Origin of the sequence: Lysobacter sp. ESA13C (assembly GCF_019970005.1) — a bacterium.
Lineage (GTDB): Bacteria > Pseudomonadota > Gammaproteobacteria > Xanthomonadales > Xanthomonadaceae > Lysobacter > Lysobacter antibioticus_B.
On sequence record NZ_JAHXYK010000003.1, the window covers coordinates 288,744 to 312,582 of the forward strand.

Genomic DNA, 23,839 nt, shown 5'->3' on the forward strand with positions numbered 1-23,839 from the left:
GAAATCTCCGACGCATGCGTGGGCACGATTGACGCTGCGGCTTCGACCGATTCCCGATTCCCCATTCCCGATTCCCGGCATCACTGTCCCGCCTTACTTGTCTCCGCCCCCGCCTCAGGCCAGGGCAAGACCAGCGTCACCGCGGCGATCGCTCGCTGGCATGCGCGTCAGGGCCGACGGGTGCGGGTGTTCAAGACCGGGCCGGACTTTCTCGATCCGATGGTGCTCGAACGCGCCAGCGGGCATCCCGCTGGCTGTCATCCGGCTTACCAGCTCGACCTGTGGATGTGCGGCGAGCAGGACGTGCGCGCGCGTTTGCATGCGGCCGCGGGCGAAGCCGACCTGATCCTGATCGAAGGCGTGATGGGCCTGTTCGACGGCACGCCGTCGAGCGCCGACCTTGCCGAGCGGTTGGGTGTGCCGGTGCTCGCGGTCATCGACGGTTCGGCGATGGCGCAGACCTTCGGCGCCCTGGCGACCGGGCTCGCGCGCTATCGCGAAGGCCTGCGGGTGTACGGCGTCGCCGCCAACCGCATCGGCAGCGCTTATCACGCGCAGTTGTTGCGCGAGAGTCTGCCGGCCGATCTGCGCTGGCTCGGCGCCTTGCCGCGCGACCCCGGCCTGGCCTTGCCCGAGCGCCATCTCGGCCTGGTCGCCGCCGGCGAGCTCGGCGATCTGGATGCGCGGCTCGATGCGCTGGCCGATGCCTGGGGCCAACACGCCGACGCCGAGCTGCCGCCGCCGGTCGCGTTCGCGGCGGCCGAGGCGGGGCAGGTGCCCACGCAATTGCAAGGCGTACGCATCGCCATCGCCCGCGACGCCGCGTTCTGTTTCCTGTATCCGGCCAATCTCGATCTGCTGCGTGCGGCCGGCGCCGAACTCAAGTTCTTCTCGCCGCTGGCCGGCGACGGCCTGCCCGACTGCGATGCGGCGTGGTTGCCCGGTGGCTATCCGGAACTGCATCTGTCGGCCCTGGCCGGCAACCACGCTTTGCGCGAGGACCTGCACGCACATCGCGACGCCGGCAAACCGCTGCTGGCCGAGTGCGGCGGTCTGCTGTATGCGCTCGACTCGTTGACCGATCGCGACGGCGAGCGCGCCGCCATGGCCGGCTTGCTGCCAGGGCATGCCGTCATGCAGACGCGCATGGCCGCGCTCGGTCTGCAATCGGTCGAGCTGCCCGAGGGCCGCCTGCGCGGGCACACCTTCCATTACGCGCGTGCCGAGATCGGGGCCGCAGCGATCGCCGAATCGGTCAACCCGAACGGCGGGCCGAGCCGCGAAGCGGTGTATCGCGACCGCCGCATGAGCGCGAGTTTCGTCCACTTCTATTTCCCCTCGAACCCGGTTGCGGCGCTCAAGCTCCTGCAGCCATGAGCCCGGCGACGCTCGCCATCGCGATGCTGAGCGGGGTGGCGCTGGATCGTCTGCTCGGCGAACCGCGGCGCGCGCATCCGCTGGTCGCGTTCGGGCGCATGGCGCGGGCGATCGAAGCCCGCTTGCATGGCGACGGGCGCGGACGCGGCGTGCTGGCCTGGGCCGTGGCGGTGCTGCCGGCGAGCCTGCTCGCAGCCTGGCTGCAGTTCGAGTTGCTGGCACGCTCGCCTTGGTTGGCCGGCGCCTATGCGGCCAGCATGCTGTATCTCACCCTCGGTCTGCGCAGCCTCGACGAACACGCCGCGCCGGTCGCGCGCGCCTTGCGCGACGGCGACCTGGACGCGGCGCGCGCGGCGGTCGGCCGCATCGTCAGCCGCGACACCGCGGCGCTCGATGCCGAGCGCGTCGCCGCCGCGGCCACCGAGTCGGTGCTGGAGAACGGCAACGACGCGGTGTTCGGCGCGCTGTTCTGGTTCGCCCTGCTCGGGCCGGCCGGGGCGGTGCTGTATCGGCTGGCCAACACGCTCGATGCGATGTGGGGTTACCGCACGCCGCGCTACGAACGCTTCGGCTGGGCCGCGGCGCGCATCGACGATGTGCTGAACTGGGTGCCGGCGCGCCTGACCGCGGCGACCTATGCCGTGTTCGGCGACACCGCCGCGGCGCTGCGTTGCTGGCGCCGGCAAGCGCCGCTGTGGGACAGCCCGAATGCGGGCCCGGTGATGGCGGCGGGGGCGGGCGCGCTGCGCGTGCGCCTCGGCGGCGCAGCGCCGTACCACGGCGTGTGGGAGCAAAGGCCGGCGCTCGGCGAAGGGCAGGCGCCGGATGCGCGCTCGATCGTGCGAGCGCAAGGCTTGGTCGGGCGCGGCGTCGTGCTGTGGTTGTTGACGGTGGGGGCATTCGCGGTGACGCATGCCGTGATTCGCATGCCTGCACCGGCCGCGCACGCATTCATGCGGCCTGCCGATATGGATGGCGATATTTATTGTGCTACGAGGCATTCATTGGCTGCGACGAAGTCAGCGTGTTTGGCTGAAGACGCGTTGCAATGTGCCATTGCGTTCGACGTTTCCGTCATCACGCAATCGCTGCATTTTCACAGGCACGATGCGGTGCCACCGAATGGTAGGAGATCAGCGCATGCTTGAGCACGGAGGCCGTCTGCTACGTGCCGCGCAGCGTTACGGCATCGCGCCGGAACGCTGGCTGGATCTGTCCACCGGCATCAACCCGGTCGCCTGGCCGGTGCCGGAGATTCCCGCGCGCGCCTGGCATCGCCTGCCCGAGGACGACGACGGTCTGGTCGAAGCGGCTTGCGATTACTACGGCGCGCCGGCGTTGCTGCCGGTCGCCGGTTCCCAGGCCGCGATCCAAGCGCTGCCTGAATTGCGCGAAGCCTCGCGGGTCGGCGTGTTGGCGCCGGGTTACGCCGAGCATGCGCATGCCTGGCGCCGCTGCGGCCATCGGGTCGAGTTGCGCGCGGCGGACGAGTTGATCGCCGGCGTCGACGATTTCGACGTGGTCGTGCTGATCCACCCCAACAACCCCGGCGGCGATCGCTTCGATCGCGAAGTTCTGCTCGGCCTGCACGCGCGCCTTGCCGCACGCGGTGGCTGGCTGCTGATCGACGAGGCCTTCATGGACGCCACGCCCGAGCACAGCCTGTGCGCGCACAGCGAGCGCGAAGGGCTGATCGTGCTGCGTTCGGCCGGCAAGTTTTTCGGCCTGGCCGGCGCGCGCGCGGGCTTCGTCTGCGCCGCGCCGGCCATGCTGGAGCGTTTGCGCGATCGCCTCGGCCCGTGGACCGTGGCCGGCCCGGCGCGTTACGTGCTGCGCCAGGCCTTCGCCGACCGCGACTGGCAGGCGGCGATGCGCGTGCAGTTGCGTGCGCAGGGCGCGCGCCTGGCCGATCTGCTGCAGACCCACGGCCTCGCGCCGAGCGGCGGTAGTGCCTTCTTCCAGTGGCATCGCAGCGATGAGGCCGCCGACCTGCACGAAGCTCTGGCGCGGCGCGGCATCCTCACCCGTTTGTTCGAGACGCCGGCCAGCCTGCGCTTCGGCCTGCCCGGCGATGCCGCGCAATGGGCGCGACTGGACGCGGCCCTGGCCGAAACGTTAAGCGAAAGGAGTCCGTCGTGAGCGCACGCGTGCTGATGGTGCAGGGCTGCACCTCCGACGCCGGCAAGAGCGCCCTGGTCACCGCGTTGTGCCGCTGGCTGCACCGGCGCGGCGTCGCGGTGGCGCCGTTCAAGCCGCAGAACATGGCGCTGAACTCGGCGGTCACCGCCGACGGCGGCGAGATCGGCCGGGCCCAGGCGGTGCAGGCGCAGGCCGCCGGGGTGGCCGCGCATACCGACTTCAATCCGGTGCTGCTCAAGCCCAACAGCGATACCGGGGCGCAGGTGATCCTGCACGGCCATGCCGTTTGCAACATGGATGCGCGCGGCTATCACGACTACAAGCGCGTCGCCCGCGAGGCCGTGCTCGCCTCGCACGGGCGCCTGGTCGAAGGCTTCGATGCGGTCGTGGTCGAAGGCGCCGGCAGCCCGGCCGAGATCAACCTGCGCGCCAACGACATCGCCAACATGGGCTATGCCGAGGCGGTCGATTGCCCGGTGGTGCTGATCGCCGACATCGACCGCGGCGGCGTGTTCGCGCATCTGGTCGGAACCTTGGCGCTGCTCTCGGAGAGCGAACGCGCGCGCGTGGTCGGCTTCGTCATCAATCGCTTTCGTGGCGACATCGCCCTGCTGCAATCCGGGCTGGACTGGCTCGAACGCGAGACCGGCAAACCGGTGCTCGGCGTGTTGCCGTATCTGCACGGCCTGCATCTGGAGGCCGAGGACGCCTTGCCGCGCGAGCGTGCCGGCAAAGCCGAAGCGCGTTTGCGCGTGGTCGTGCCGGCCTTGCCGCGGATCAGCAACCACAACGACCTCGACCCGCTGCGCGCGCATCCGCAGGTCGATTGCGTGTTCGTCGGCCCCGGCGAAATCCCACCGGCCTGCGACCTGATCGTGCTGCCGGGCTCGAAGTCGACGCGCGCCGACCTGGCCTGGCTGCGGCGCAATGATTGGGCCGAGGCGATCGCCCGGCATCTGCGTTACGGCGGCAAGCTGATCGGTATTTGCGGCGGCCTGCAGATGCTCGGCCGCGCCGTCCACGATCCGCTCGGCATCGAAGGCGAGCCCGGTTCCAGCGACGGCCTGGGCTGGCTGGATCTGGAAACCGAGCTCGACTCGCACAAGCAATTGCGCAACGTGCGCGGCCGCCTCGCCATCGACGGCAGCGACGGCGAAGCGGCGGTGGCCGGTTACGAAATCCATTGCGGCATCAGCCGCGGCCCGGCGCTGGCGTCGCCGGCCCTGCGCCTGGCCGACGGCCGCGACGACGGCGCGGTCTCCGCCGACGGCCAGATTCTCGCCAGCTATCTGCACGGTCTGTTCGACGAGCCGGCGGCGCTGGCGGCCTTGCTGCGCTGGGCCGGCATGGCCGATGCCGAGCCGCTCGACATGCGCGGCCTGCGCGAAGCCAGCATCGATCGCCTCGCCGATGCGGTCGAGACCTGTCTCGACACCGCCCGGCTCGCGCAATGGTTCGGCCTGGAGGAGACGCTATGCACAGCCTGATCCTCGGCGGCGCACGCTCGGGCAAGAGTGCCTTGGCCGAACGTCTGGCGGCCGAGTCCGACGACGTCGTCTACCTCGCCACCGGCCAGGCCGGGGACGAAGAGATGAGCGAGCGCATTGCCCACCATCGCGCACGCCGGCCGGCGCACTGGGGCTGTGTCGAGGAGCCGATCGCCCTGGCATCGGCGCTGCGCCGCCATGCCGCGCCGGATCGCTGCGTGCTCGTCGACTGCCTGACCCTGTGGCTCAGCAACCTGCTCGGCGCGCAAGACGGCTCCGTGTTCGCACGCGAACGCGAGGCCTTGCTGTCGACGCTTGCGGACTTGCCGGGCCGGGTGGTGTTGGTCAGCAACGAGGTCGGCCTGGGCGTGGTGCCGATGGGTGCGTTGACGCGACGCTACGTCGACGAGGCCGGGCGCTTGCACCAGGCGCTCGCTGCGGTCTGCGATCGGGTGGTGTTCGTGGCGGCCGGTTTGCCGCTGGTATTGAAAGGCGCTCCGCTCGCTGCGGAGCCGAGTATGCGAGGAACCCGAACTTGAACGACGAAAGCAAGTGGTGGCTGCGCGGTTGCGCAAGCCCGGACACCGCCATCGAAACCCAGGCGCGCATGCGCCAGACCCAGTTGACCAAACCGCCGGGCTCGCTCGGCGCGCTCGAAGAACTCGCGGTGCGCCTGGCGGCCTTGCAGCGCACCCCGACGCCGAAGGTGGACCGGGTCTGGATCAGCGTGTTCGCCGCCGATCATGGCGTCGCCACCGAAGGCGTGTCGGCGTTCCCGCAGGCGGTCACCGGCGAGATGGTGCGCAACTTCGCTCATGGCGGCGCGGCGATCAGCGTGCTCGCGCGCAGCCTCGGCGCGACCCTGGACGTGGTCAACCTCGGCACGGTCAACGACCCCGGCCCGATCCGCGGCGTGCATCGCGCGATCATCGCCGAGAGCACGGCCAACTTCTGCGAAGCGCCGGCGATGAGCGAACCGCAACTGCGCGCGGCCCTGAGCGCCGGCGCCGCCAGTGTGCGCGCCGCGCTCGACGGCGCGGCGCAGTTGTTCATCGGCGGCGAGATGGGCATCGCCAACACCACCTCGGCCTCGGCCTTGGCGAGCGCCTTGCTCGATCGTTCGCCGGCCGAATTGAGCGGCGCAGGCACCGGCCTGGATGCCGACGGCATCGCCCACAAGGTCAGCGTGATCGAACGCGCGCTGGCCCTTCATGCGGGCGCCGGCGACGCCTGGGAGCGCCTGCGTTGCCTCGGCGGTTTCGAGATCGCCGCGCTGGCGGGCGCCTATATCGCCGCGGCCCAGGCCGGGTTGCCGGTGCTGGTCGACGGTTTCATCGCCAGCGTGTCCGCGCTCGTCGCCCAGGCCATCAACCCGAGCTGCCGCGAGTGGTTCCTGTATGCGCACCGCTCGCACGAACGCGGTCACGCCGCGGTGCTGCAGGCGCTCGGCGCGCAGCCCTTGCTCGACCTCGGCATGCGCCTGGGCGAAGCCAGCGGCGCCGCGGTCGCTGTGCCGTTGTTGCGCTCGGCCTGTGCCCTGCACAACGGCATGGCCACCTTCGCTCAGGCGGGAGTGTCCGAGGCGGCCTCGCAACAGGCATGATGTGGGCCCCGACGAACGCATGCCGCGCACAAGGACCGGAGCCGATGCGATGAGTTCCAGCGCCACCCCTATCGACCTGCTGCGCCACGGCGACACCGGCCATCGCAGCTACCGCGGACAGCTCGACGACAGCCTGTTGGAACTCGGCTGGCGGCAGATGCGCGATGCGGTGCGTGGGCGCGAGTGGGATGCGGTCGTGAGTTCGCCCTTGCAGCGTTGCGCGGCGTTCGCGCGCGACCTGTCGCAGTCGCGCGGGTTGCCGCTGGCGTTGGAGCCGCGCCTGCGCGAGTACCACTTCGGCGATTGGCAGGGGCGGCCGGTCGACGCCATCGCCAACCACGAGGGCGAAGCGCTGGCGCGGTTCTGGGCCGACCCGGTCGCGTATCCGCCGCCGGGCGCGGAGACCTTCGCCGATTTCGCCGCGCGCCTGACCGGCGCGGTCGGCGAGATCCTGCGCGAGTATCCCGGCCGGCGCGTGCTGGTGATCACCCACGGCGGCGTGATCCGCTTGTTGCGTTGCCTGGCCGCGGGCCGGCGCTACAACGAAATGCTCAACATCGACGTCGCCCACGCCTCGCTGCATCCCTTGTCGTGGCCGCCGACTTCGAGCCACGTCACCGAGTTCGCGCAACCGCAAGCGGACCCGGTCGACGGTTGATGCGCGCGCTGCTCGCCGCGATCGGATTCCTGACCCGGGTTCCGGTGCCGGCGCGCGTGTTCGAGGATCCGCGCGCGCAATCGCGTTCGCTGGCCTGGTATCCGGCCGCAGGGCTGTTGATCGGCGCCCTGCTGTGCGCACTGGCCTGGGCCCTGCAGACGCGGCCGCCGCTGCTGTCGGCGGCGTTGTTGCTCGCGGCCTGGGTGGTACTGACCGGCGCCCTGCACCTGGACGGCCTGGCCGACAGCGCCGATGCCTGGGTCGGCGGCCTCGCCGCCACGCCCGAGCAGACTCGCGAACGCACGCTCATCATCATGAAAGACCCGCGCAGCGGCCCGGTCGGCGTGGTCGCCGTGGTGTTGATGCTGCTGCTGAAATTCGCCGCGCTGGCGAGCCTGCCGGCGCCGGCCTGGGTCGCCTTGCTGATCGCACCGGTGCTGGCGCGCGCGGCCCTGACCTTGGCCTTCGTCAGCCTGCCCTATGTGCGCAGCGGCGGCCTCGGCCAGCGTCTGGTCGAAGCGCCGCGCGCGGCCTGCCTCGTCGCGCTGGTGCTCAGCGCCGGGTTCTGTGCACTCGGCGGCTGGCGAGGGGCGGTGGCGCTCGCGGTCGCCGCGCTCGTGTTCGCGTGCTGGCGCCGCGCTTGCCTGCGGCGATTGCAGGGTATGACCGGCGACACCTGCGGCGCGCTGACCGAGCTGATCGAAGCGGCCGTACTGGTCGCCCTGGCGCTGTCCTACTGACGGGGTCAGGGAGCGCCGACGCGGCGGATCTGCGCTGGCGGGCCGGGCCGCTTGCGAAAGCGCAAGATGTGAACCGCCGCGGCGGGGCCGACCTGCCAGGCTGGGTACCGATCCCACCGTTCGCGAGGAGCACGGCCATGCCATCGGTCAAGGAACACCCGGCGTCGGAACGCAGCGGTCCCGCCTTGAAGTCCGTTACCCGCGACGCCCACCAGCGCCGCATCGACCGTGCCGTCGCCCTGATCGAACAGGCGATCGCGCGCGGCGAGGAGCCGCCCGAGTTGCATCGGCTCGCCGAGGCGGCCTCGTTCTCGCCGTTCCACTTTCACCGCGTTTATCGGGCCATGACCGGCGAAACCACCGGCCAGACCGTGGCGCGCCTGCGTCTGCTGCAGGGGCTGCGCCTGCTCGCCAGCGCCGAGCGCAGCATCACCGAAGCCGCGCTCGCGGTCGGTTACCAGACCCCGCAAGCGTTCACACGTGCGTTCCGCCAGAGCGTCGGCGGCACCCCGAGCGAACTGCGCGCCGAGCCCGAACGGCTTTGGCGCGAGATCGAGCGGCTGTCGTTGCCGGCCGAGAGCCCATCCGAGGAATCGCCGCCGCTGCGGGTCGAGGTGGTCAGTGTCGACCCCTTCCAGGTGCTCGCCTTGCGCGTCACCGGTGCCTACCCCGAGCAGAACGACGGCTTCGGCCGCTTGTTCGGCTGGGCCGCCGAGCGCGGCCTGCTGGATACCTTGAGCGGTCTGTACGGCGTGCCCTGGGACGACCGCCGCGACGTCCCGCCGCAGGCCTGCGCGTTCGATTGCATGATCGCCCTGGGTGCGCCGGTGCAGCCCGATGCCGGCGATGGGCTGCACACGGTGCGATTGGGCGGCGGACGCTACGCCCGCGTCCGCCATGTCGGCGCCTTCGATGGACTGGAGGCGCTGACCGATGCTTTGCTGGCGCGCTGGCTGCCCGACAGCGGCGAATCGCTGCGCGATGCGCCGCTGCACCACGAATACCTCGACGACCCCGACGAAGTCCCGGAACCGCTGCTGCGCACCGACATCTATCTGCCGTTGCAGGATCGGGATTGATCGACCTCACAGCGCCGCGGCTTTAAGGGTAGGAGCGGCGTGAGCCGCGACCGCGCTATTGCGCGTAACAGCGAACTTGGGGCTCAGGCCCCCGCCGCTTCCAGTCGCGCTTCCAGCTCGGCGACTTTCGCTTCCAGCGCGGCGATGCGTTCGAGCACGGCCGAGGAGGGGGCCGATGCGCCGCCGCCTTCCTCGCCCGACCAACCGCCGCCGCCGATATAGACCGGCTCGCCGCTGAGCAAATGCCCGTAACGGTCTTCGCGCTGCCCGCTCTGGCGCGGGATCACCCGCACGATGGTCGGCGTATGCTGGGCCAGGCGCTCCAGGGCGTATTGGACGTCGCCGACCGAATCGAACTTGGCCATGCGCTCGCTGCGCGCCAGCAGCTCGTGCGTAGTCTGCGGCCCGCGCAACAGCAGCAGGCCGAGCAGGGCGGTCTGCGGACGGGTCAGGTCGAGTACGGTGCCGGCGCGGTGCGAATAGCGCTCGGCGCGCGAGCTGTGTTGCGACTTCACCCAGCCGCGCGTCTCCAGCCGGCGCAGGGCGTTGGCGACCTCGCCCTGTTCCAACTGCATCGTCGGTTCGCGCGCGGTCTTTTGGTTGCAGGCGGTGACGATGGCGTTGAGGGTCAGCGGATAGACGTCCGGGGTGGTCGCTTCCTTCTCGATCAGGCTGCCGATGATGCGCGCCTCGGCGAGGCTCAGTTGCGGCGCGGCGTCGGCGGAATCGGCCGGGGCGTCGGTGTTGGAGTTATCGAGTTCGCTCATGGTCGTTCTGGACTCGTGTTCGTGTCTTTGAGCAGGAAGGTCGCGCTCAGGTGAGCGCGGTCGAAGGCGGCAACTGGCGCGCGCCGCGGTAGACCGGCGCGGCCATGACCATTTCGGCCAGGCTGTGGGCCAGCTCGCGCTCGGCCATCACCGCGCCGTCGGCGCCGTGTTCGAGCAGGTGCTTGACCTCGTTGTCGCTGTGGGCGCGGGCGACGATGCTCAGGGCCGGGTTGATCTCGCGCAGGCGGGCGATGATCTCGCCGGCTTCGAGCGCGTTCGGAATCGCCACCATCACCGTCGTCGCGCGCTCCGGCATCGCTTCGCGCAGCACGCGTTCGTTGACCGCATTGCCGAACACCGCCGGCAGGCCGGCGGCGCGTGCCTTGTCGACCAGGCTGTCCTCGCCGTCGATGACCACCAGCGGCACCTTATGTTCGGTCAACAGGCGGCCCAGCTCGCTGCCGACTCGGCCGTAGCCGATCAGGATCACGTGTTTGTCGATGTCGGCCGGCACCGGCGGCGCGATCGGGTCGATCTTCGCCTCGATCGCGGCCGCGGCCTCGCGCGCCTGCTTGCGGTCGAGCCAGGCGAACAGCAGCGGGTTGACGATGATCGACAGCAGTGCGCCGGCGAGGATCAGGTCCTGGCCTTCCTTCGGCAGGATCTCCAGTTCCACGCCGAGGGTGGCGAGGATGAAGGAGAACTCGCCGATCTGCGCCAGGCTGGCCGAGATCATGATCGCGGTCGAATTGGGTTTGCCGAAGGCGCGCACGATGGCGTAGGCGGCCACCGATTTGCCGATCACGATGATCGCGAACGTGGCGACCACTTCCAGCGGCCGTTCGATTAGGATCATCGGGTTGAACAGCATGCCGACCGAAACGAAAAACAACACCGCGAACGCATCGCGCAGCGGCAGGGTCTCGGCGGCGGCCTGATGGCTGAACTCGGATTCGTTGAGCATCATCCCGGCGAAGAAAGCGCCGAGGGCGAAGGACACGCCGAACAGTTCGGCCGAACCGAAGGCGACGCCGAGCGCGATCGCCAGCACGCACAGGGTGAACAACTCGCGCGAACCGGTGCCGGCCACGCGTTCGAGAATCCAGGGGATGACCCGGCGGCCGACGATCAGCATCACCGCGATGAAGGCGCCGACTTTGGCCAGGGTGATGAAGAGCTGGCTCCACACCTCCGAGCCTTCGGTGACTTCGCCCTTGAGCAGGCCCGACAGCGCCGGCAGCAACACCAGCGCGAGCACCATCGCCAGGTCCTCGACGATCAGCCAGCCGACCGCGATGCGTCCCTTGGCGGTCTCGACCAGGCGCCGTTCTTCCAGCGCGCGCAGCAGCACTACGGTACTGGCGACCGACAGGGCCAGGCCGAACACGAGGCCGGCGCCGTGCGACCAGCCGAGCAGCCAGGCCATGACCCAGCCCAGGGCGGTGGCGGCGACGATCTGCACGACCGCGCCGGGCAGGGCGATGTTCTTGACCTCGAGCAGGTCGCGCAGGGAGAAATGCAGGCCGACGCCGAACATCAGCAGGATCACGCCGATTTCGGCCAATTGCGGCGCAAGGGTCTGGTCGCCGACGAAGCCCGGCGTGAAGGGTCCGGCGATGATGCCGGCGATGAGGTAGCCCACCAGCGGCGACAGCCGCAGGCGTTGCGCGATGGCGCCGAAGATGAAGGCGAGTACGAAACCGGCTACCAGGATGGCGATCAGGGACGTGTGATGCATCGGCTCTCCTGTGATGTCGTCCTTTTAGGATGTGTGGTGAGGCCGCTGGATGCAAGTCTTTCTCGTTTGTGCGGCGCTTGCAAATGATTGTTTCTGAAACATTTTTGCCCCGGGGCGTGCGGGCGCCGCGGGGGCGGATGCGTGTTGGAGACTTGCGCGCAAGGGGTGGCGTGGGCGTGATGGTTTGGCGGTCGCGCGGAATCGGTTCGTGCCGGTGAGGGGTGTGGGGATGAATGCGAATTCAGCTGTGCGCCGGGCTTTGGAGTGGTTGGGGGCAGATTTGCGCGGAATGGGCTGATTGATGCCTGGCGATTAGGGCTGGCGACGGGGCAATCGGATAGTCGTTGTCGCAGGACCGGGGCGATTGCGGTTGTCTCTAGCTCTAGCTCTAGCTATGCCGTTGCCGTTGCCGTTGCCCCTGTTGCTGTTGCTGTGCGCGGCTTCGCACTCGCGAAGGCTATAGAAGACCCGGAGGGCGGCCCGCATGGATGCGGGCCGTTTTTCATCGGGACAGGGATGTCCCGTATGAAAAATCCCTGCGTATGCACCGCTCGTGCGGGCCTGTGATTCAAAGCAAAAGCATTTTTCTTTGGTGACTTTCTTTTGTTGCTTTAGACAAAAGAAAGTTACCCGCCGCTTTAGTGGCGGAAGCTCTTATCGTTTGATCCTGAAAGCGATAAGCAACTGCAGAGCTTCCGTCCGCTAACGCGGCCGGGTTACTTTCTTTTGCTAAGCCCAAAAGAAAGGTAACCAAAGAAAAGGGCTCTCCTTGCAAGGGCACAGGCCACGAGTGCGATGCTGTCGCCGGGATTTTTCGATAGGACATCCTTGTCCTATCGAAAAACGGCGCACGTCCTGTGCGCCGCCCTCCGGGTCTACTGTTGACCGGCAAAGCGGCAAAGCTGCAAAGCAGATCAAAGTCTCGGCAACGGCAACGGCAACGGCAACGGCAACGGCAACGGCGGGAGCAGGGGCATAGGCAGAGTCGGCGTCGCTGCTCTTGGGTAGGGGCGGCGTCCTACTGGATTTCCTACGGTCACAAGCCGCGACCGCGCCACGCTGGTCTTGCGGCGTGTCGGCCAAAAAAGCGATCGCGCCATCGAAACAAAGGCCGCTCCCCGGTCAAGAAAAAAACAGACCTCGAAACGAAGAAGGCCGCCCTGCGGCGGCCTCCCCATCGAACACGACGCTAGGCGCCGTCGCTACGACCTCACCACTTATACCCGACCTTGGCATAAGCGAACGCACCATTGAACCCGAACGGAGAGTTGCCGCTATAAGGCAACTGGCCGCTTTCGCTGTTGGCGTAGATCGATTCGTCCGGGTACTCGTTGAGCACGTTGTCGCCGCCGACGGTGAACTCCCAGCCGTCGATGGCATAGGTCGCGGCCAGGTCCAGCGTCCACTTGGCGCGGTAGGTCTGGTCGCGTACGCCGCTGGGGTCGTCGTTGAAGGTGTGGAACTCGCCGTAGCGGGTGGTGGTGGCGTCGAAGCGCCAGGGGCCGGTGGTCCAACTGCCGCCGAGGAAGAACTTGTCGCGCGGGGCGCCCTGGGTGATGCGGCCTTGTTCGACGCGGCCGATGCGCTGCAGGTTGAGGCCACCGGCGGTGAGCTCGGGCGGGTTGGCGGCGATGCGCTCCAGGGTGGTCTTGTTGCGGTTGTAGCCGGCGGTCAGGTCGATCGCGCCGGCGCCGAGCGACCAGCGGTAGCTGCCGACGATGTCGATGCCGCGGGTGCGGGTGTCGACGGCGTTGGTGAAGTAGCGGCCGCCGGTGATGCCGCGGTGGCCGCGCGCTTCCAGGAAGCTCGCCACCGCCGGGCCGCGCAGGTTCTCCGACAGGATGATGCGGTCGTCGATGTCGATCTGGTAGGCGTCGACGGTGATGTACAGCGATTCGATCGGTTGCAGCACCAGGCCCAGGCCGATGTTGGTCGATTCTTCGGCCTTCAGCGGCTCGGCGCCGAGCGCGATCGCCGCCGGGTCGTCGACGGCGAAGGTGCGGACCTGGAACGGGGTCGGGTCGCCGAGCACGATCACGGTCTGGGTGGATTGGTAGAACTGCTGCTGCAACGACGGCGCGCGGAAGCCGGTCGACAGGGTGCCGCGCAGCGCGACCTTGTCGTTGAAGGCGTAGCGCGCCGACAGCTTGCCCGAGGTGGTTTCGCCGAAATCGCTGTAGCGCTCGTAACGTGCGGCGGCGCCGAGCGACAGCTTGTCGGTCACGTCGGCTTCGAGGTCGGCGTAGAACGAGTGGCTGTTGCGGTTGCGGCGGCTGGCATCGGACGGAGTGAAGCCGGGGAACACCTGCGCACCGGGTGCGCCGGGTTCGGGGCCGGCGACATACGAGGACAGTTCGCCTGCGGACTGGTTGAACTTCTCGCCGCGCCACTCGCTGCCGAAGGCCACGGTGAGCGGGTACTTGAGCCAGCCGACGTCGAAGGACTTGTTGAAGTCGGCATTGAGCACGTTCTGGGTGACTTCGAGCGCGCCGATGTAGAAATCGTGCGGCGAGGCGGCGCCGAGGGTACGGTTGAGGCTGTTGCGCACGTCGAAGTCGAGCTGGTTCTGGCCGTAGTTGTAGCTCAGGTCGAGGTTCCAGCCGCCGGCGGTCTGGCCGCGCAGGCCGAGCACGAAGGCGCGGTCCTGGCTGACGTTGTCGATCTGCGGCAGGAAGCCGTCCGGATACACCGAGCGGATGTTGTTGGGGTTGCCCGGGGCGCGGAAATAGCCGTTGGAGATGGCGCGGCGGCGGCTGGCGGTGCCGAAGGAATAGAACTCGACGCCTTCGCTCGGGCTCCACTTTGCGTTGTAGGCCAGCGCGGCCTGGTCGATCTCCGGGTCGCCGTAGCGGTGCACGACCTTGCCGGGCGGGTTGCTGGTCGGGGTGACCGTGCCGAGGTAGGGGCGGGCGCGGTCGGTGTTGTCGCTGTGGCCGCCTTGCGCCGATACGTGCAGCGCGCCGTTTTCGCCGAGCTTGATGCCGGCGTCGCCGGACAACTGGTACTGCTTGCCGTCGCCGGCGCTGTATTGGCCGTAGCGCGCGGCCAGGCTGCCGCCTTCGCCCGAGCCCTTGAGAACGACGTTGACCACGCCGGCGATGGCGTCCGAGCCGTACTGCGCCGAGGCGCCGTCGCGCAGCACTTCGACGCGTTCGATCGCGGCGATCGGAATGGCGTTGAGGTCCACCGGCGAGGAGCCGCGGCCGATGCTGTCGTTGAGGTTGATCAGCGAGGTGGTGTGGCGGCGCTTGCCGTTGACCAGCACCAGCACCTGGTCGGGGGCGAGGCCGCGCAACTGCGCCGGACGCACCGCGTCGGTGGCGTCGGTGATCGCCGGACGCGGGAAGTTCAGCGAGGGCAGGGCGCGCGACAGGGCGGTGGCCAGCTCGACGGTGCCGGTGGCCTCCAGGGTCTGCGGGGTGATGATGTCGATCGGCGCGGTGGATTCGGCCACGGTGCGGTCGCTGACCCGGGTGCCGGTGACGATCAGGGTGTCGAGGTTGGTCGGGTTGGCGGTCGCGGCGTCCGGGGCGGCGGGGGCGGCGGGGTCCTGGGCCCAGGCGGGTGCGGTGGCGAGAGCGATCGATACGGCGGTGCTGAGCAGGGACAGGCGGCGGGACATGGACACTCCGGGCGGTCGAACGGGGGACGTCAGGGCGAGCGAAGCCGCCACGGCCGGCGCGAGGGGCGCTTTGCCGCGGGAGGCGAGCTCGTTGACGCGTGGGGGCGGTCTGAGGCCGACGTCCCGATTATTCGATGCCCGCTGCCGGAGCGGCCGAACTTGTGTTCATGAGCAAATACCGATCAGTCATGCGACCATATCCGCATGATTTCTTTCCGTGATTTCGCCATGCGGCGTGGCGAACGCCTGCTGCTGTCCAACGTAGACCTGACCCTGCACGCCGGTTGGCGGGTGGGCGTGATCGGCCGCAACGGTACCGGCAAGTCCTCGCTGTTCGCGGCGATCCAGGGCGAAGTCGAGGCCGACCGCGGCGACATCGACGTGCCCAACCGCGTGCGCATCGCCAGCGTGGCCCAGGAAACCCCGGCCCTCGACGACCCGGCCCTGGACTTCGTCCTTTCCGGCGACGCCCAGGTCTACCAGGTGCTGGTCGCCGAACGCGAAGCGGTCGAGCGCGAAGACTGGGAAGCGGTCGCCGAGGCCCATCACCGGCTCGAAGAACTCGGCGGTTACGACGCCACTGCGCGCGCCGGCAAGCTGTTGCACGGCCTGGGCTTCTCGCCCGATACCCACGAACGCGCGGTCAAGGAATTCTCCGGCGGCTGGCGCGTGCGCCTGAACCTGGCGCGCGCGCTGATGACGCCGTCGGACCTGCTGCTGCTCGACGAACCGACCAACCACTTGGACCTGGACGCGGTGCTGTGGCTGGAGCAGTGGCTGCTGAAGTACCCGGGCACCTTGCTGCTGATCTCGCACGACCGCGAGTTCCTCGACGAGGTCACCACCCACACCCTGCATCTGCACGACGGCAAGGCCAAGCTGTACACCGGCGACTACACCTCGTTCGAGCGCCAGCGCGCCGAGCACCTGCGCCTGCAGCAGATCACCCACGAGAAGCAGCAGGCCGAGCGCGCCCACCTGCAGAGCTTCATCGACCGCTTCAGCGCCAGCGCGGCCAAGGCCAAGCAGGCGCAGTCGCGGGTCAAGCGCCTGGCCAAGATGGTCGGCACCGAGGCGGTGCGGCTCGAGCGCGCGATGCGCATCGAATTCCCGGCGCCGACCAAGCTGCCGCATGCGCTGCTGCGCCTGATCCATGCCGATTGCGGCTACGGTGATCACGTGGTGCTGGACGACGTCAGCTTCATCCTCGAAGCCGGCGACCGCATCGCCTTGCTCGGCCCCAACGGTGCGGGTAAGTCGACCCTGGTGAAGTCCTTGGTCGGCGAGCTGGAACTGTTGACCGGCGAACGCGGCGGGCATCCGGACCTGCGCATCGGTTACTTCGCCCAGCACACGGTCGAATCGCTGCATGCCGGCGTCAGCCCGATCGATCACCTGGCCGAAATCGCCCCGGGCGTGCCGACCCAGCAGCTGCGCGATTTCCTCGGCAAGTGGAATTTCCCCGGCGACCGCGCCTTCGAATCGGTCGACGGGTTCTCCGGCGGCGAACGCGCGCGCCTGGCCCTGGCGATGATCGCCTGGCGCAAACCCAACGTGCTGCTGCTCGACGAACCGACCAACCATTTGGACCTGGACGTGCGCGAGGCCCTGGCCGAAGCGCTGTCGGATTTCCCCGGCGCGATCGTGCTGGTCTCGCACGACCGTCACCTGATCGGCCTGGTCTGCGAAACCTTCTGGCGCGTGGCCGATGGTGTGGCGCAGCCGTTCGACGGCGACCTCGACGCCTACGCGGTGTGGTTGCGTACGCGCGACAACAGCAACGACGGCAAGGGCGCGGCGGTGGCCAAGGCCGCGGCGCAGGCCACGGCCGCCGCATCGGCCGCCAAGCAGGCCGGCGGCGGCAAGGGTGGGCGCAAGGTCAATCCGGTCAAGCTGGCGGAAGCGGAAAAGCGCGTGGCCGAGCTGGAATCCAAGCTGCACACCCTGGACATGGATCTGGCCGATCCGACCAAGTACGCCGGCGGCGGCGACAACGCGGCCGAGCTGGCCAAGCAGCGCGAAAAGGTTGCGGCGGAACTGGCCAAGGCCGAGGCGGAGTGGATGGCGTTGTACGACGCGGCTTGAGGTTGGGTGTCGTCTCTGCGCTGCGCTGCTTTCTGTAGGAGCGGCGTGAGCCGCGACCACGGGACGCGCAGAGTCTGCAACGCCTTCGTCATCGATCGGAGGCGTGAGCTGTCGCAAGGGTAGGAGCGGCGCAAGCCGCGACCGCGTCGTTTCGGTCTTGCGGCGTATCGCTCGAGCAAGATCAAGATCAAACGCCAAAAGCTTCCGCCACTAAAGCGGCGGGTTACTTTCTTTTGTCTAAAGCAACAAAAGAAAGGTAACCAAAGAAAAATGCTTTTCTTTGAATCAAGGGCCCGCACGTTCGGTGCTTCCGCAGGGATTTTTCATACGGGACATCCCTGTCCCGATGAAAAACGGCCTGCATCCATGCAGGCCGCCCTCCGGGTCTTCGATTGCCTTCGCGAGTGCTAATCGACGCACAGCAACGGCAACTGCAACTGCAACTGCATCGTGCATCTTCAGCGGCGCGAACCCCTTCTCCCGCTCGCGGGAGAAGGGGGCGCGTAGCGCCGGATGAGGGCATCGCGACCCGAATGACGTCGCTGCTGCGGTTGTTTGCAATCGGCCGAAACGCCCGGGGTATCTGCTCCACGACTGGCTTGTCGCGGTCTCCACACTCGTCCCTCTGCCGACGAAGGTCCTGCCCTCGCTGGTGTTCGGCGCGCCGTTCAAGGTCGATCCGTTCGAAGAACGGGCGCCCCGCAAGAGCAGACGACGCAGAACCCGGACTAGGCCTCGCTCGGGCCGAACCGACCGCCTGCCGGCGGCCATGGCTGTCGCTGCGACCGTGCCGGCCGGGCCGGAGCGAACCCGCGGGGGCCTGAAACGAGCCCGATGCGGGTCAGCTTAGAGGCCGCCGCGCCTTGCATCGCCGCGATCCGCCCCCACACTGCCCAGTCCGCCGTCCCGAATTACAGTCTCCGCCATGCCCATCTACGCCTTCCAGTGCAGCGCCTGCGGCCACGCCTTCGACCGCCTGCAGAAGCTCTCCGACGCCGACCCCACCGTCTGCCCCGAGTGCGGCGCCGAGAAAGTCGGGCGTCAGCTGACCGCGCCGCAGTTCCGCCTGGCCGGCGGCGGTTGGTACGAGACCGATTTCAAGAAGGACGGCGACAAGAAGCGCAATCTGGCCGGCGAGGGCAGTTCCGGCGGCAGCGGCGGTTCGGCCCCGGCCGCCGACAGCAAGCCCGCCGAGAAGAAGGCCGAGCCCGCCGCGGCCCCGGCCAAGCCGGCCTCCGGGGCCAGCGCCACCTGATTCCGGACGGTCCGCGGCCAGCGCCCGGATGGTCCAGCTTTCACCCCGGGGCGTCGCGAGGCGCCCCGGGTCGTTTGCGGGAACGAGCCGCATCGGCCTGCCCTGAGTCGGGCCGGCGATGTGCGGGATAACGGCCGCACAGGGCGTACTGCAGCGGTCCTGAGCGCGGACTGGCAACTGCACCAGTCCTGCGCGTGCACTGGCACGTGCACTAGAATGACCGGTTCCGGCCCCCGGCCGGCGAGGCGTTCCCGGCCCGGCGGCTGCCGCGGCCCGGTCCTGAACCCTCCTGTCGCAACCCCCACGATTCACGGATCGACCAATCGGAGTTTCCATGCGTACCCATTTCTGCGGCCTCGTCGACGAGGCGCTGATCGGCCAGACCGTCACCCTGTGCGGCTGGGTCAACACCAATCGCGTCCAGAGCCACGTGGTGTTCACCGATCTGCGCGATCACGAGGGCGTGGTGCAGATCGTCGTCGACTCCGATACCGCCGAGCTGTTCAAGACCGCCGGCGATCTGAGCGTGGAGAGCTGCGTGCGGGTGACCGGCACGGTGCGCGCGCGCCAGGCCGCCAACGAAAAGATCCGCAGCGGCAAGGTCGAAGTGCTGGCCGCGACGATCGAAGTGCTGAACAAGGCCGAGCCGCTGCCGTTCCATGCCCATGAGAACGCCGGCGAGGAAACCCGCCTGACCTACCGCTACCTCGACCTGCGCCGTCCCGAGATGCAGAAGATGATGCGTACGCGCATCCGCCTGGTGCAGTCGCTGCGCCGCTGGCTCGACGCGCGCGGTTTCCAGGACATCGAGACCCCGATCCTGACCAAGGCCACGCCGGAAGGCGCGCGCGACTTCCTGGTGCCGGCGCGCATGCATCCGGGCGAGTTCTACGCCCTGCCGCAGTCGCCGCAGCTGTTCAAGCAGATCCTGATGGTGGCCGGCTTCGACCGTTACTACCAGATCGCGCGCTGCTTCCGCGACGAAGCGCTGCGCGCCGACCGCCAGCTTGAGTTCACCCAGCTCGACATGGAGTTCGCCTGGGTTTCCGAGCGCGACGTGCAGGACACCGTCGAGGACATGATCCGCGTGGTGTTCAAGGAAACCATCGAGGTTGAGCTCGACGCGCAGTTCCCGCGCATGACCTATGCCGAAGCCATGCGCCGTTACGGTTCCGACAAGCCCGATCTGCGCATCGACCTGGAATTCGTCGACATCGCCGAACTGGTCAAGCAGTGCGAGTTCAAGGTCTTCACCGACTGGGCCAACCACGCCGACGGCCGCGTCGTCGCCCTGCGCGCACCCGGCGCGGCCGGCTGGTCGCGCAAGCAGATCGACGAGTGCGGCGCGCACGCGGCCAAGTACGGCGCCAAGGGCCTGGCCTGGATGAAGATCGAAGACGCGTCGAAGGGCCGCGACGGCATCAACTCGCCGATCGCCAAGTTCCTCGACGACGCCACCCTGGCCAAGATCGTCGAAGTCAGCGGCGCCCAGAGCGGCGACGCGATCTTCTTCGGCGCGGCCGACTACAAGACCGCCAGCGATTTCATGGGCGCGCTGCGCCTCAAGCTCGGCAAGGACCTCGGCCTGGTCGCCGACGGCTGGAAGCCGCTGTGGGTCACCGACTTCCCGATGTTCGAGTGGGACGAGGAAGCGCAGCGCTACGTCGCCCTGCATCACCCCTTCACCGCGCCCGCGGTCGACGACATCGCCGACCTGCGCGCGAACGCCAAGACCGCGGTGTCGCGCGGCTACGACATGGTCCTCAACGGCAACGAGATCGGCGGCGGTTCGATCCGTATCCACCGCCCGCAGATGCAGTCGGCGGTGTTCGACCTGCTCGGCATCGGCGCGGAAGAGGCCGAGGTCAAGTTCGGCTTCCTGCTCGACGCGCTCAAGTACGGCGCGCCGCCGCACGGCGGCATCGCCTTCGGCATCGACCGCATCGCCGCGCTGATGGGCGGCACCGAGTCGATCCGCGACGTCATCGCTTTCCCGAAGACCACCACCGCGCAATGCCTGATGACCGGCGCACCGTCGCCGATTCCGGACGCGCAACTGGCCGAAGTGCACGTGATGGTGCGTCCGAAGAAAGACCCGGCCTGACCGGAGTGCACGGCCGGGCTCGACGAGCCCGGTGGGTCGAGTCCAGCCCGGGCGGCGTGCGGAATCGCGCGTCGCCGTGGGCGTTGAGGGCCGGCGTCGTCGGCCCGCAGGGTCGCCCGCGCAAGGCGACTCCCTGATCGCCCGTTCGCGTCGCCGCTCCATCGTTACCGTCCGCTTACACCGCGAGGCCTTATGACGAACGCCGCACCGAAATTTTCCATCCGCCGCGCCGATGTCGGCGATGCGCCCCTCGTCGCCGATATCGCCACCCGCACCTTCGTCGAGACCTTCGGCCATCTGTACCCGCCGGAGGATCTGCAGGGTTTCCTGCTCGACAGCTATTCGGTCGAGAAGCAGACGGTGATCCTGTCGCACCCGGATTACGCGATCTTCCTGCTCGAACGCGACGGCGTCGCGGTCGGCCATGCCGCGGCCGGGCCCTGCGGCCTGCCGCACCCGGACGTGGCTCCGGGCGATGGCGAACTCAAGCGCTTATACGTGTTGCGCGAAGCGCAGAACGGCGGCTGGGGCGCGCGCCTGTTCGACACCGTGCTCGAATGGCTGCAGCGCGAAGGCCCGCGGACCCTGTGGATCGGCGTGTGGTCGGAGAATTTCGGCGCGCAGCGTTTCTATGGCCGGTACGGTTTCGAGCATGTCGGCCATTACGATTTCATCGTCGGCAATACGCGCGATCATGAGTTCATTCTCAAGCGCGATGCGGTGGCGGTTTCGGGTTGATGTGAGGCTGCGAAGCCCGCTCCCATTGCCATTGCCATTGCCGTAGTTATTGCTGTTGTGACTGCTGTTGCTGTGCGCGGCTTGACGCTCGCGAAGGCAATCGAAGACCCGAAGGGCGGCCCGCATGGATGCGGGCCGTTTTTCATCGGGACAGGGATGTCCCGTATGAAAAAGCCCTGCGTCGGCATCGAACGTGCGGGCCTGTGATTCAAAACAAAAGCATTTTTCTTTGGTTACTTTCTTTTGTTGCTTTAGACAAAAGAAAGTTACCCGCCGCTTTAGCGGCGGAAGCTTTTAGCGTTTGATCTTTATCTTGATGCTCAAGAAGCCACAAGCAAGAGCAGAGCTTCCGTCCGCTGACGCGGCCGGGTTACTTTCTTTTGCTAAGCCCAAAAGAAAGGTAACCAAAGAAAAGGGCTCTCCTTGCAAGGGCACAGGCCACGAGTGCGGTGCTGACGCCGGGATTTTTCGATAGGACATCCTTGTCCTATCGAAAAACGGCGCACGTCCTGTGCGCCGCCCTCCGGGTCTCCACTTGACCGGCAAAGCAGCAATGCAGATCAAAATCTCCGCAACGGCAACGTGGTTGCCTGGGTAGGAGCGGCGCGAGCCGCGACCGCGCTGCTTCAACTTGCCGCGCTAGTGCCGATTCATGCATCCCGCAAATCGACAACCGCCAATACAAAACGACTTCCCCCCGCCGAAGCAGAAAAGGCCGTATCGGTGCAGCGCAGGTTCTCAGCGCTGGTCGAGCAACACGTTCAACGTGGTCGCATCCAGCGCACCCTGTTTCTGGCCGAGCTTGAGCAGCATCGTTTCCAGGTCGCCGGCGGCGGCCGAGCTGCGGGTGGTTGCGGTCGCGGCCTTCATCGCCGTGGCCGGGGCGGTGTCGATGCGCAGTTGCTGGCCCTTGATCAGCAGCGGCTGCGGCTTGGCCTTGGCCGACGAGCCGCCGACGTGTTCGAGCAGGATGCCGTTGTAGCCGAGCACCGGTTCGGCCGCGGCGCCGGTTTTTGCCGGGGCGGCGAGGGCGTCGGCGAGGCGGGTCTCGATCGCGCGCAGGGCGGCCGGGTCGGTGACCATCACCACCGGGTTCGGCCGGCCCGAATACACCAGGTAGGTGATCTGCAGGCCCGGTGCTTCGGCGGCGAGGGCGAAGGCCGGCGCGGCCAGCAGGGCCAGGCCGGTCAGCAGGGATTTCAGCGAAAGCTTGGTCATGGCGGTTCCCCGGGTGGGCGCAGGCTTAGTTGACTTGTTCATGGCCGGTGCCCTCCACGCTGTCGGACCAGACCCGGAAGAAACCGCAGAAATCGGTGTACGCGCCGCGGTTGGCGGTGCGCGGGTCGGTGATCTCGTTGCCGGAATTGTCGCGATTGGTGGCGGAAGTCTGGCCGGGCTTGTGGGTCCATTTGCCGTTGGCGTCGCGGCGATACCAGTGATAGTCGTAATTGGTCCCGGCTACCAGGGCCACGATGTTCTTGTAGCTGGAGGCGTTGATGTCGGTGACCGGTTCCAGGCCGTCGCGCACAGCGGCCGCGTGCACGGCGGCGCAACTGATCGAGCTGTACATCGAGCCGGCGGCGCGGCCGGGTTGGGCGAAGGTGTTGGTGGTCTTGTTGTTGGCGTAGTTGTAGCAGTTGTTGTAACGCTTGCGGGTGGCGTCGTCGTTCCAGTAGGTCGGCTGGAAGGTGGTCCGGCCCGGCGCCATCAGATCGCCGAGGCCGCCGCTGGCGTCGGCCGGGATCGCGCGGTTGTAGACCAGTACCTCGTCGGCGCGGTCGTTGAAGCGATAGGACGGGGTGTCGATGTGCCCACCGATCAGGAACGACAAGTCGTTGTTGTCGATATTGGTCGCGATCGGAGTCGGCTGGGCGGTGGTGCGGCGGCCGTCGATGTAGAACGAGATCGTGTTCGGCGCGCTGCTGCGGTTGACCACTGCCGCGATGTGGTGCCAGCGGTTCGCCGCCAACGTCAGGCTGCCGTCGGAGACATAGTTGGCCCAGGCGCTGCCGTCGTTGAGTTGCAGCAGCACGTTGCGGCCCTGGTCGATCGCGAACGAGTAACCGCGGCCGGTGCCGGCGCGGTTCTCGACCAGGGTCTTGACGATCGACGAGCCCGGGTTGGCCATGCGCACCCACGCGGCGAGGGTGAAGCTGCCGGTGCCGAAGTTGAGGTTCGACGAATTGGGCACTTCGACGTATTTGCCGGCGCTGAAATCGGCGCCGGTGTTGAGCCAGCCGTAGCTCGATGCGGCATCGCCCACGACCATGCCGTTGCGGCCGAAGCCGCTGGTGTCGTAGGCGATGTTGCCGGACAACTCCAGATGCCATTCGCCGACCAGGCCTTGGGTGACTCGCGGTGGCGCCGCGTGCGCGGCGAGGCAGGGCGCGAGCGCGACGCTCAACGCCAGGAACCATGACGATCGTTTCATACCGACTCCCTGGTGA

Annotated in this window: 18 protein-coding genes and 1 pseudogene; 13 read left to right on the top strand and 6 right to left on the bottom strand. The window is 68.1% G+C overall.

What is annotated here, in order from left to right:
- The first annotated feature begins 63 nt into the window (after positions 1-63).
- The 9 genes and pseudogenes from LC490_RS07390 to LC490_RS07430 all read left to right on the top strand — a co-directional run bounded on the left by LC490_RS07390 (position 64) and on the right by LC490_RS07430 (position 9,083).
- Positions 64-1,377 (top strand): cobyrinate a,c-diamide synthase, encoded by a 1,314-nt coding sequence (locus tag LC490_RS07390; RefSeq protein WP_223619964.1) that lies wholly within the window; start codon positions 64-66, stop codon positions 1,375-1,377.
- A gap of 23 nt (positions 1,378-1,400) precedes the next feature.
- A pseudogene (cbiB, locus tag LC490_RS07395) lies at positions 1,401-2,282 on the top strand (adenosylcobinamide-phosphate synthase CbiB); the annotation flags it as partial.
- A gap of 235 nt (positions 2,283-2,517) precedes the next feature.
- On the top strand, positions 2,518-3,516 hold the full coding sequence (gene cobD / locus LC490_RS07400) for a threonine-phosphate decarboxylase CobD (RefSeq protein WP_223619755.1): 999 nt from the start codon (positions 2,518-2,520) through the stop codon (positions 3,514-3,516).
- Complete coding sequence (locus LC490_RS07405) at positions 3,513-5,003, top strand: cobyric acid synthase (protein ID WP_223619756.1); 1,491 nt, start codon at positions 3,513-3,515, stop codon at positions 5,001-5,003. Before cobD ends, LC490_RS07405 begins: the two co-directional genes overlap by 4 nt.
- Positions 4,991-5,542, top strand: a complete 552-nt coding sequence (gene cobU / locus LC490_RS07410) for a bifunctional adenosylcobinamide kinase/adenosylcobinamide-phosphate guanylyltransferase (protein WP_223619757.1) — start codon at positions 4,991-4,993, stop codon at positions 5,540-5,542. Before LC490_RS07405 ends, cobU begins: the two co-directional genes overlap by 13 nt.
- Positions 5,539-6,606: a nicotinate-nucleotide--dimethylbenzimidazole phosphoribosyltransferase gene (gene cobT, locus LC490_RS07415; protein ID WP_255610696.1), complete on the top strand. Its 1,068-nt coding sequence runs from the start codon at positions 5,539-5,541 to the stop codon at positions 6,604-6,606. Before cobU ends, cobT begins: the two co-directional genes overlap by 4 nt.
- Positions 6,607-6,655: 49 nt before the next feature.
- Positions 6,656-7,264: an alpha-ribazole phosphatase family protein gene (gene cobC, locus LC490_RS07420; protein ID WP_051885373.1), complete on the top strand. Its 609-nt coding sequence runs from the start codon at positions 6,656-6,658 to the stop codon at positions 7,262-7,264.
- Positions 7,261-8,004 carry an adenosylcobinamide-GDP ribazoletransferase gene (locus LC490_RS07425; RefSeq protein ID WP_223619758.1) on the top strand — a complete coding sequence of 248 codons (744 nt, stop codon included), beginning with the start codon at positions 7,261-7,263 and terminating at the stop codon, positions 8,002-8,004. Before cobC ends, LC490_RS07425 begins: the two co-directional genes overlap by 4 nt.
- A gap of 137 nt (positions 8,005-8,141) precedes the next feature.
- Positions 8,142-9,083: an AraC family transcriptional regulator gene (locus LC490_RS07430; protein WP_223619759.1), complete on the top strand. Its 942-nt coding sequence runs from the start codon at positions 8,142-8,144 to the stop codon at positions 9,081-9,083.
- 83 nt (positions 9,084-9,166) lie between these two features.
- Here LC490_RS07430 and LC490_RS07435 read toward each other — a convergent pair whose 3' ends face one another.
- The 4 genes from LC490_RS07435 to LC490_RS07450 all read right to left on the bottom strand — a co-directional run bounded on the left by LC490_RS07435 (position 9,167) and on the right by LC490_RS07450 (position 15,210).
- Positions 9,167-9,850, bottom strand: a complete 684-nt coding sequence (locus LC490_RS07435) for a YceH family protein (RefSeq protein WP_223619760.1) — start codon at positions 9,848-9,850, stop codon at positions 9,167-9,169.
- Between the two features lie 46 nt (positions 9,851-9,896).
- Positions 9,897-11,588, bottom strand: coding sequence for a YbaL family putative K(+) efflux transporter (gene ybaL / locus LC490_RS07440; RefSeq protein WP_223619761.1), 1,692 nt, complete (start codon positions 11,586-11,588; stop codon positions 9,897-9,899).
- Positions 11,589-12,156: 568 nt separating this feature from the next.
- The gene (locus tag LC490_RS07445; protein WP_223619762.1) at positions 12,157-12,414 is read right to left on the bottom strand and encodes a hypothetical protein; all 258 of its coding nucleotides are present in this window, start codon (positions 12,412-12,414) and stop codon (positions 12,157-12,159) included.
- 384 nt (positions 12,415-12,798) lie between these two features.
- On the bottom strand, positions 12,799-15,210 hold the full coding sequence (locus tag LC490_RS07450; protein WP_223619763.1) for a TonB-dependent receptor: 2,412 nt from the start codon (positions 15,208-15,210) through the stop codon (positions 12,799-12,801).
- A 204-nt stretch (positions 15,211-15,414) separates the two neighbouring features.
- On the opposite strand from LC490_RS07450, the gene LC490_RS07455 reads away from it, so the two are divergent.
- From LC490_RS07455 to LC490_RS07470, 4 genes are all read left to right on the top strand, one after another.
- Positions 15,415-17,295 carry an ABC-F family ATP-binding cassette domain-containing protein gene (locus LC490_RS07455; RefSeq protein WP_223619764.1) on the top strand — a complete coding sequence of 627 codons (1,881 nt, stop codon included), beginning with the start codon at positions 15,415-15,417 and terminating at the stop codon, positions 17,293-17,295.
- Positions 17,296-18,220: 925 nt separating this feature from the next.
- Positions 18,221-18,550: a zinc ribbon domain-containing protein gene (locus LC490_RS07460; RefSeq protein ID WP_223619765.1), complete on the top strand. Its 330-nt coding sequence runs from the start codon at positions 18,221-18,223 to the stop codon at positions 18,548-18,550.
- Between the two features lie 334 nt (positions 18,551-18,884).
- Positions 18,885-20,654, top strand: a complete 1,770-nt coding sequence (aspS, locus tag LC490_RS07465; protein ID WP_223619766.1) for an aspartate--tRNA ligase — start codon at positions 18,885-18,887, stop codon at positions 20,652-20,654.
- A 192-nt stretch (positions 20,655-20,846) separates the two neighbouring features.
- Positions 20,847-21,392 (top strand): GNAT family N-acetyltransferase, encoded by a 546-nt coding sequence (locus LC490_RS07470; protein ID WP_223619767.1) that lies wholly within the window; start codon positions 20,847-20,849, stop codon positions 21,390-21,392.
- A gap of 738 nt (positions 21,393-22,130) precedes the next feature.
- On the opposite strand, the gene LC490_RS07475 is transcribed toward LC490_RS07470, so the two are convergent.
- On the bottom strand, positions 22,131-22,610 hold the full coding sequence (locus LC490_RS07475) for a hypothetical protein (protein ID WP_223619768.1): 480 nt from the start codon (positions 22,608-22,610) through the stop codon (positions 22,131-22,133).
- Positions 22,611-22,635: 25 nt separating this feature from the next.
- Positions 22,636-23,823, bottom strand: a complete 1,188-nt coding sequence (locus tag LC490_RS07480; RefSeq protein WP_223619769.1) for a LamG domain-containing protein — start codon at positions 23,821-23,823, stop codon at positions 22,636-22,638.
- Between the last annotated feature and the right edge of the window lie 16 nt (positions 23,824-23,839).

Bases quoted from the DNA above. Each gene is read 5' to 3' on its own strand.
- cobD (WP_223619755.1), top strand. From the start codon at position 2,518: ATGCTTGAGCACGGAGGCCGTCTGCTACGTGCCGCGCAGCGTTACGGC.
- cobU (WP_223619757.1), top strand. From the start codon at position 4,991: ATGCACAGCCTGATCCTCGGCGGCGCACGCTCGGGCAAGAGTGCCTTG.
- cobC (WP_051885373.1), top strand. From the start codon at position 6,656: ATGAGTTCCAGCGCCACCCCTATCGACCTGCTGCGCCACGGCGACACC.
- LC490_RS07430 (WP_223619759.1), top strand. From the start codon at position 8,142: ATGCCATCGGTCAAGGAACACCCGGCGTCGGAACGCAGCGGTCCCGCC.
- LC490_RS07435 (WP_223619760.1), bottom strand. From the start codon at position 9,850: ATGAGCGAACTCGATAACTCCAACACCGACGCCCCGGCCGATTCCGCC.
- ybaL (WP_223619761.1), bottom strand. From the start codon at position 11,588: ATGCATCACACGTCCCTGATCGCCATCCTGGTAGCCGGTTTCGTACTC.
- LC490_RS07445 (WP_223619762.1), bottom strand. From the start codon at position 12,414: ATGTCCTATCGAAAAATCCCGGCGACAGCATCGCACTCGTGGCCTGTG.
- LC490_RS07450 (WP_223619763.1), bottom strand. From the start codon at position 15,210: ATGTCCCGCCGCCTGTCCCTGCTCAGCACCGCCGTATCGATCGCTCTC.
- LC490_RS07455 (WP_223619764.1), top strand. From the start codon at position 15,415: ATGATTTCTTTCCGTGATTTCGCCATGCGGCGTGGCGAACGCCTGCTG.
- LC490_RS07460 (WP_223619765.1), top strand. From the start codon at position 18,221: ATGCCCATCTACGCCTTCCAGTGCAGCGCCTGCGGCCACGCCTTCGAC.
- aspS (WP_223619766.1), top strand. From the start codon at position 18,885: ATGCGTACCCATTTCTGCGGCCTCGTCGACGAGGCGCTGATCGGCCAG.
- LC490_RS07470 (WP_223619767.1), top strand. From the start codon at position 20,847: ATGACGAACGCCGCACCGAAATTTTCCATCCGCCGCGCCGATGTCGGC.
- LC490_RS07475 (WP_223619768.1), bottom strand. From the start codon at position 22,610: ATGACCAAGCTTTCGCTGAAATCCCTGCTGACCGGCCTGGCCCTGCTG.
- LC490_RS07480 (WP_223619769.1), bottom strand. From the start codon at position 23,823: ATGAAACGATCGTCATGGTTCCTGGCGTTGAGCGTCGCGCTCGCGCCC.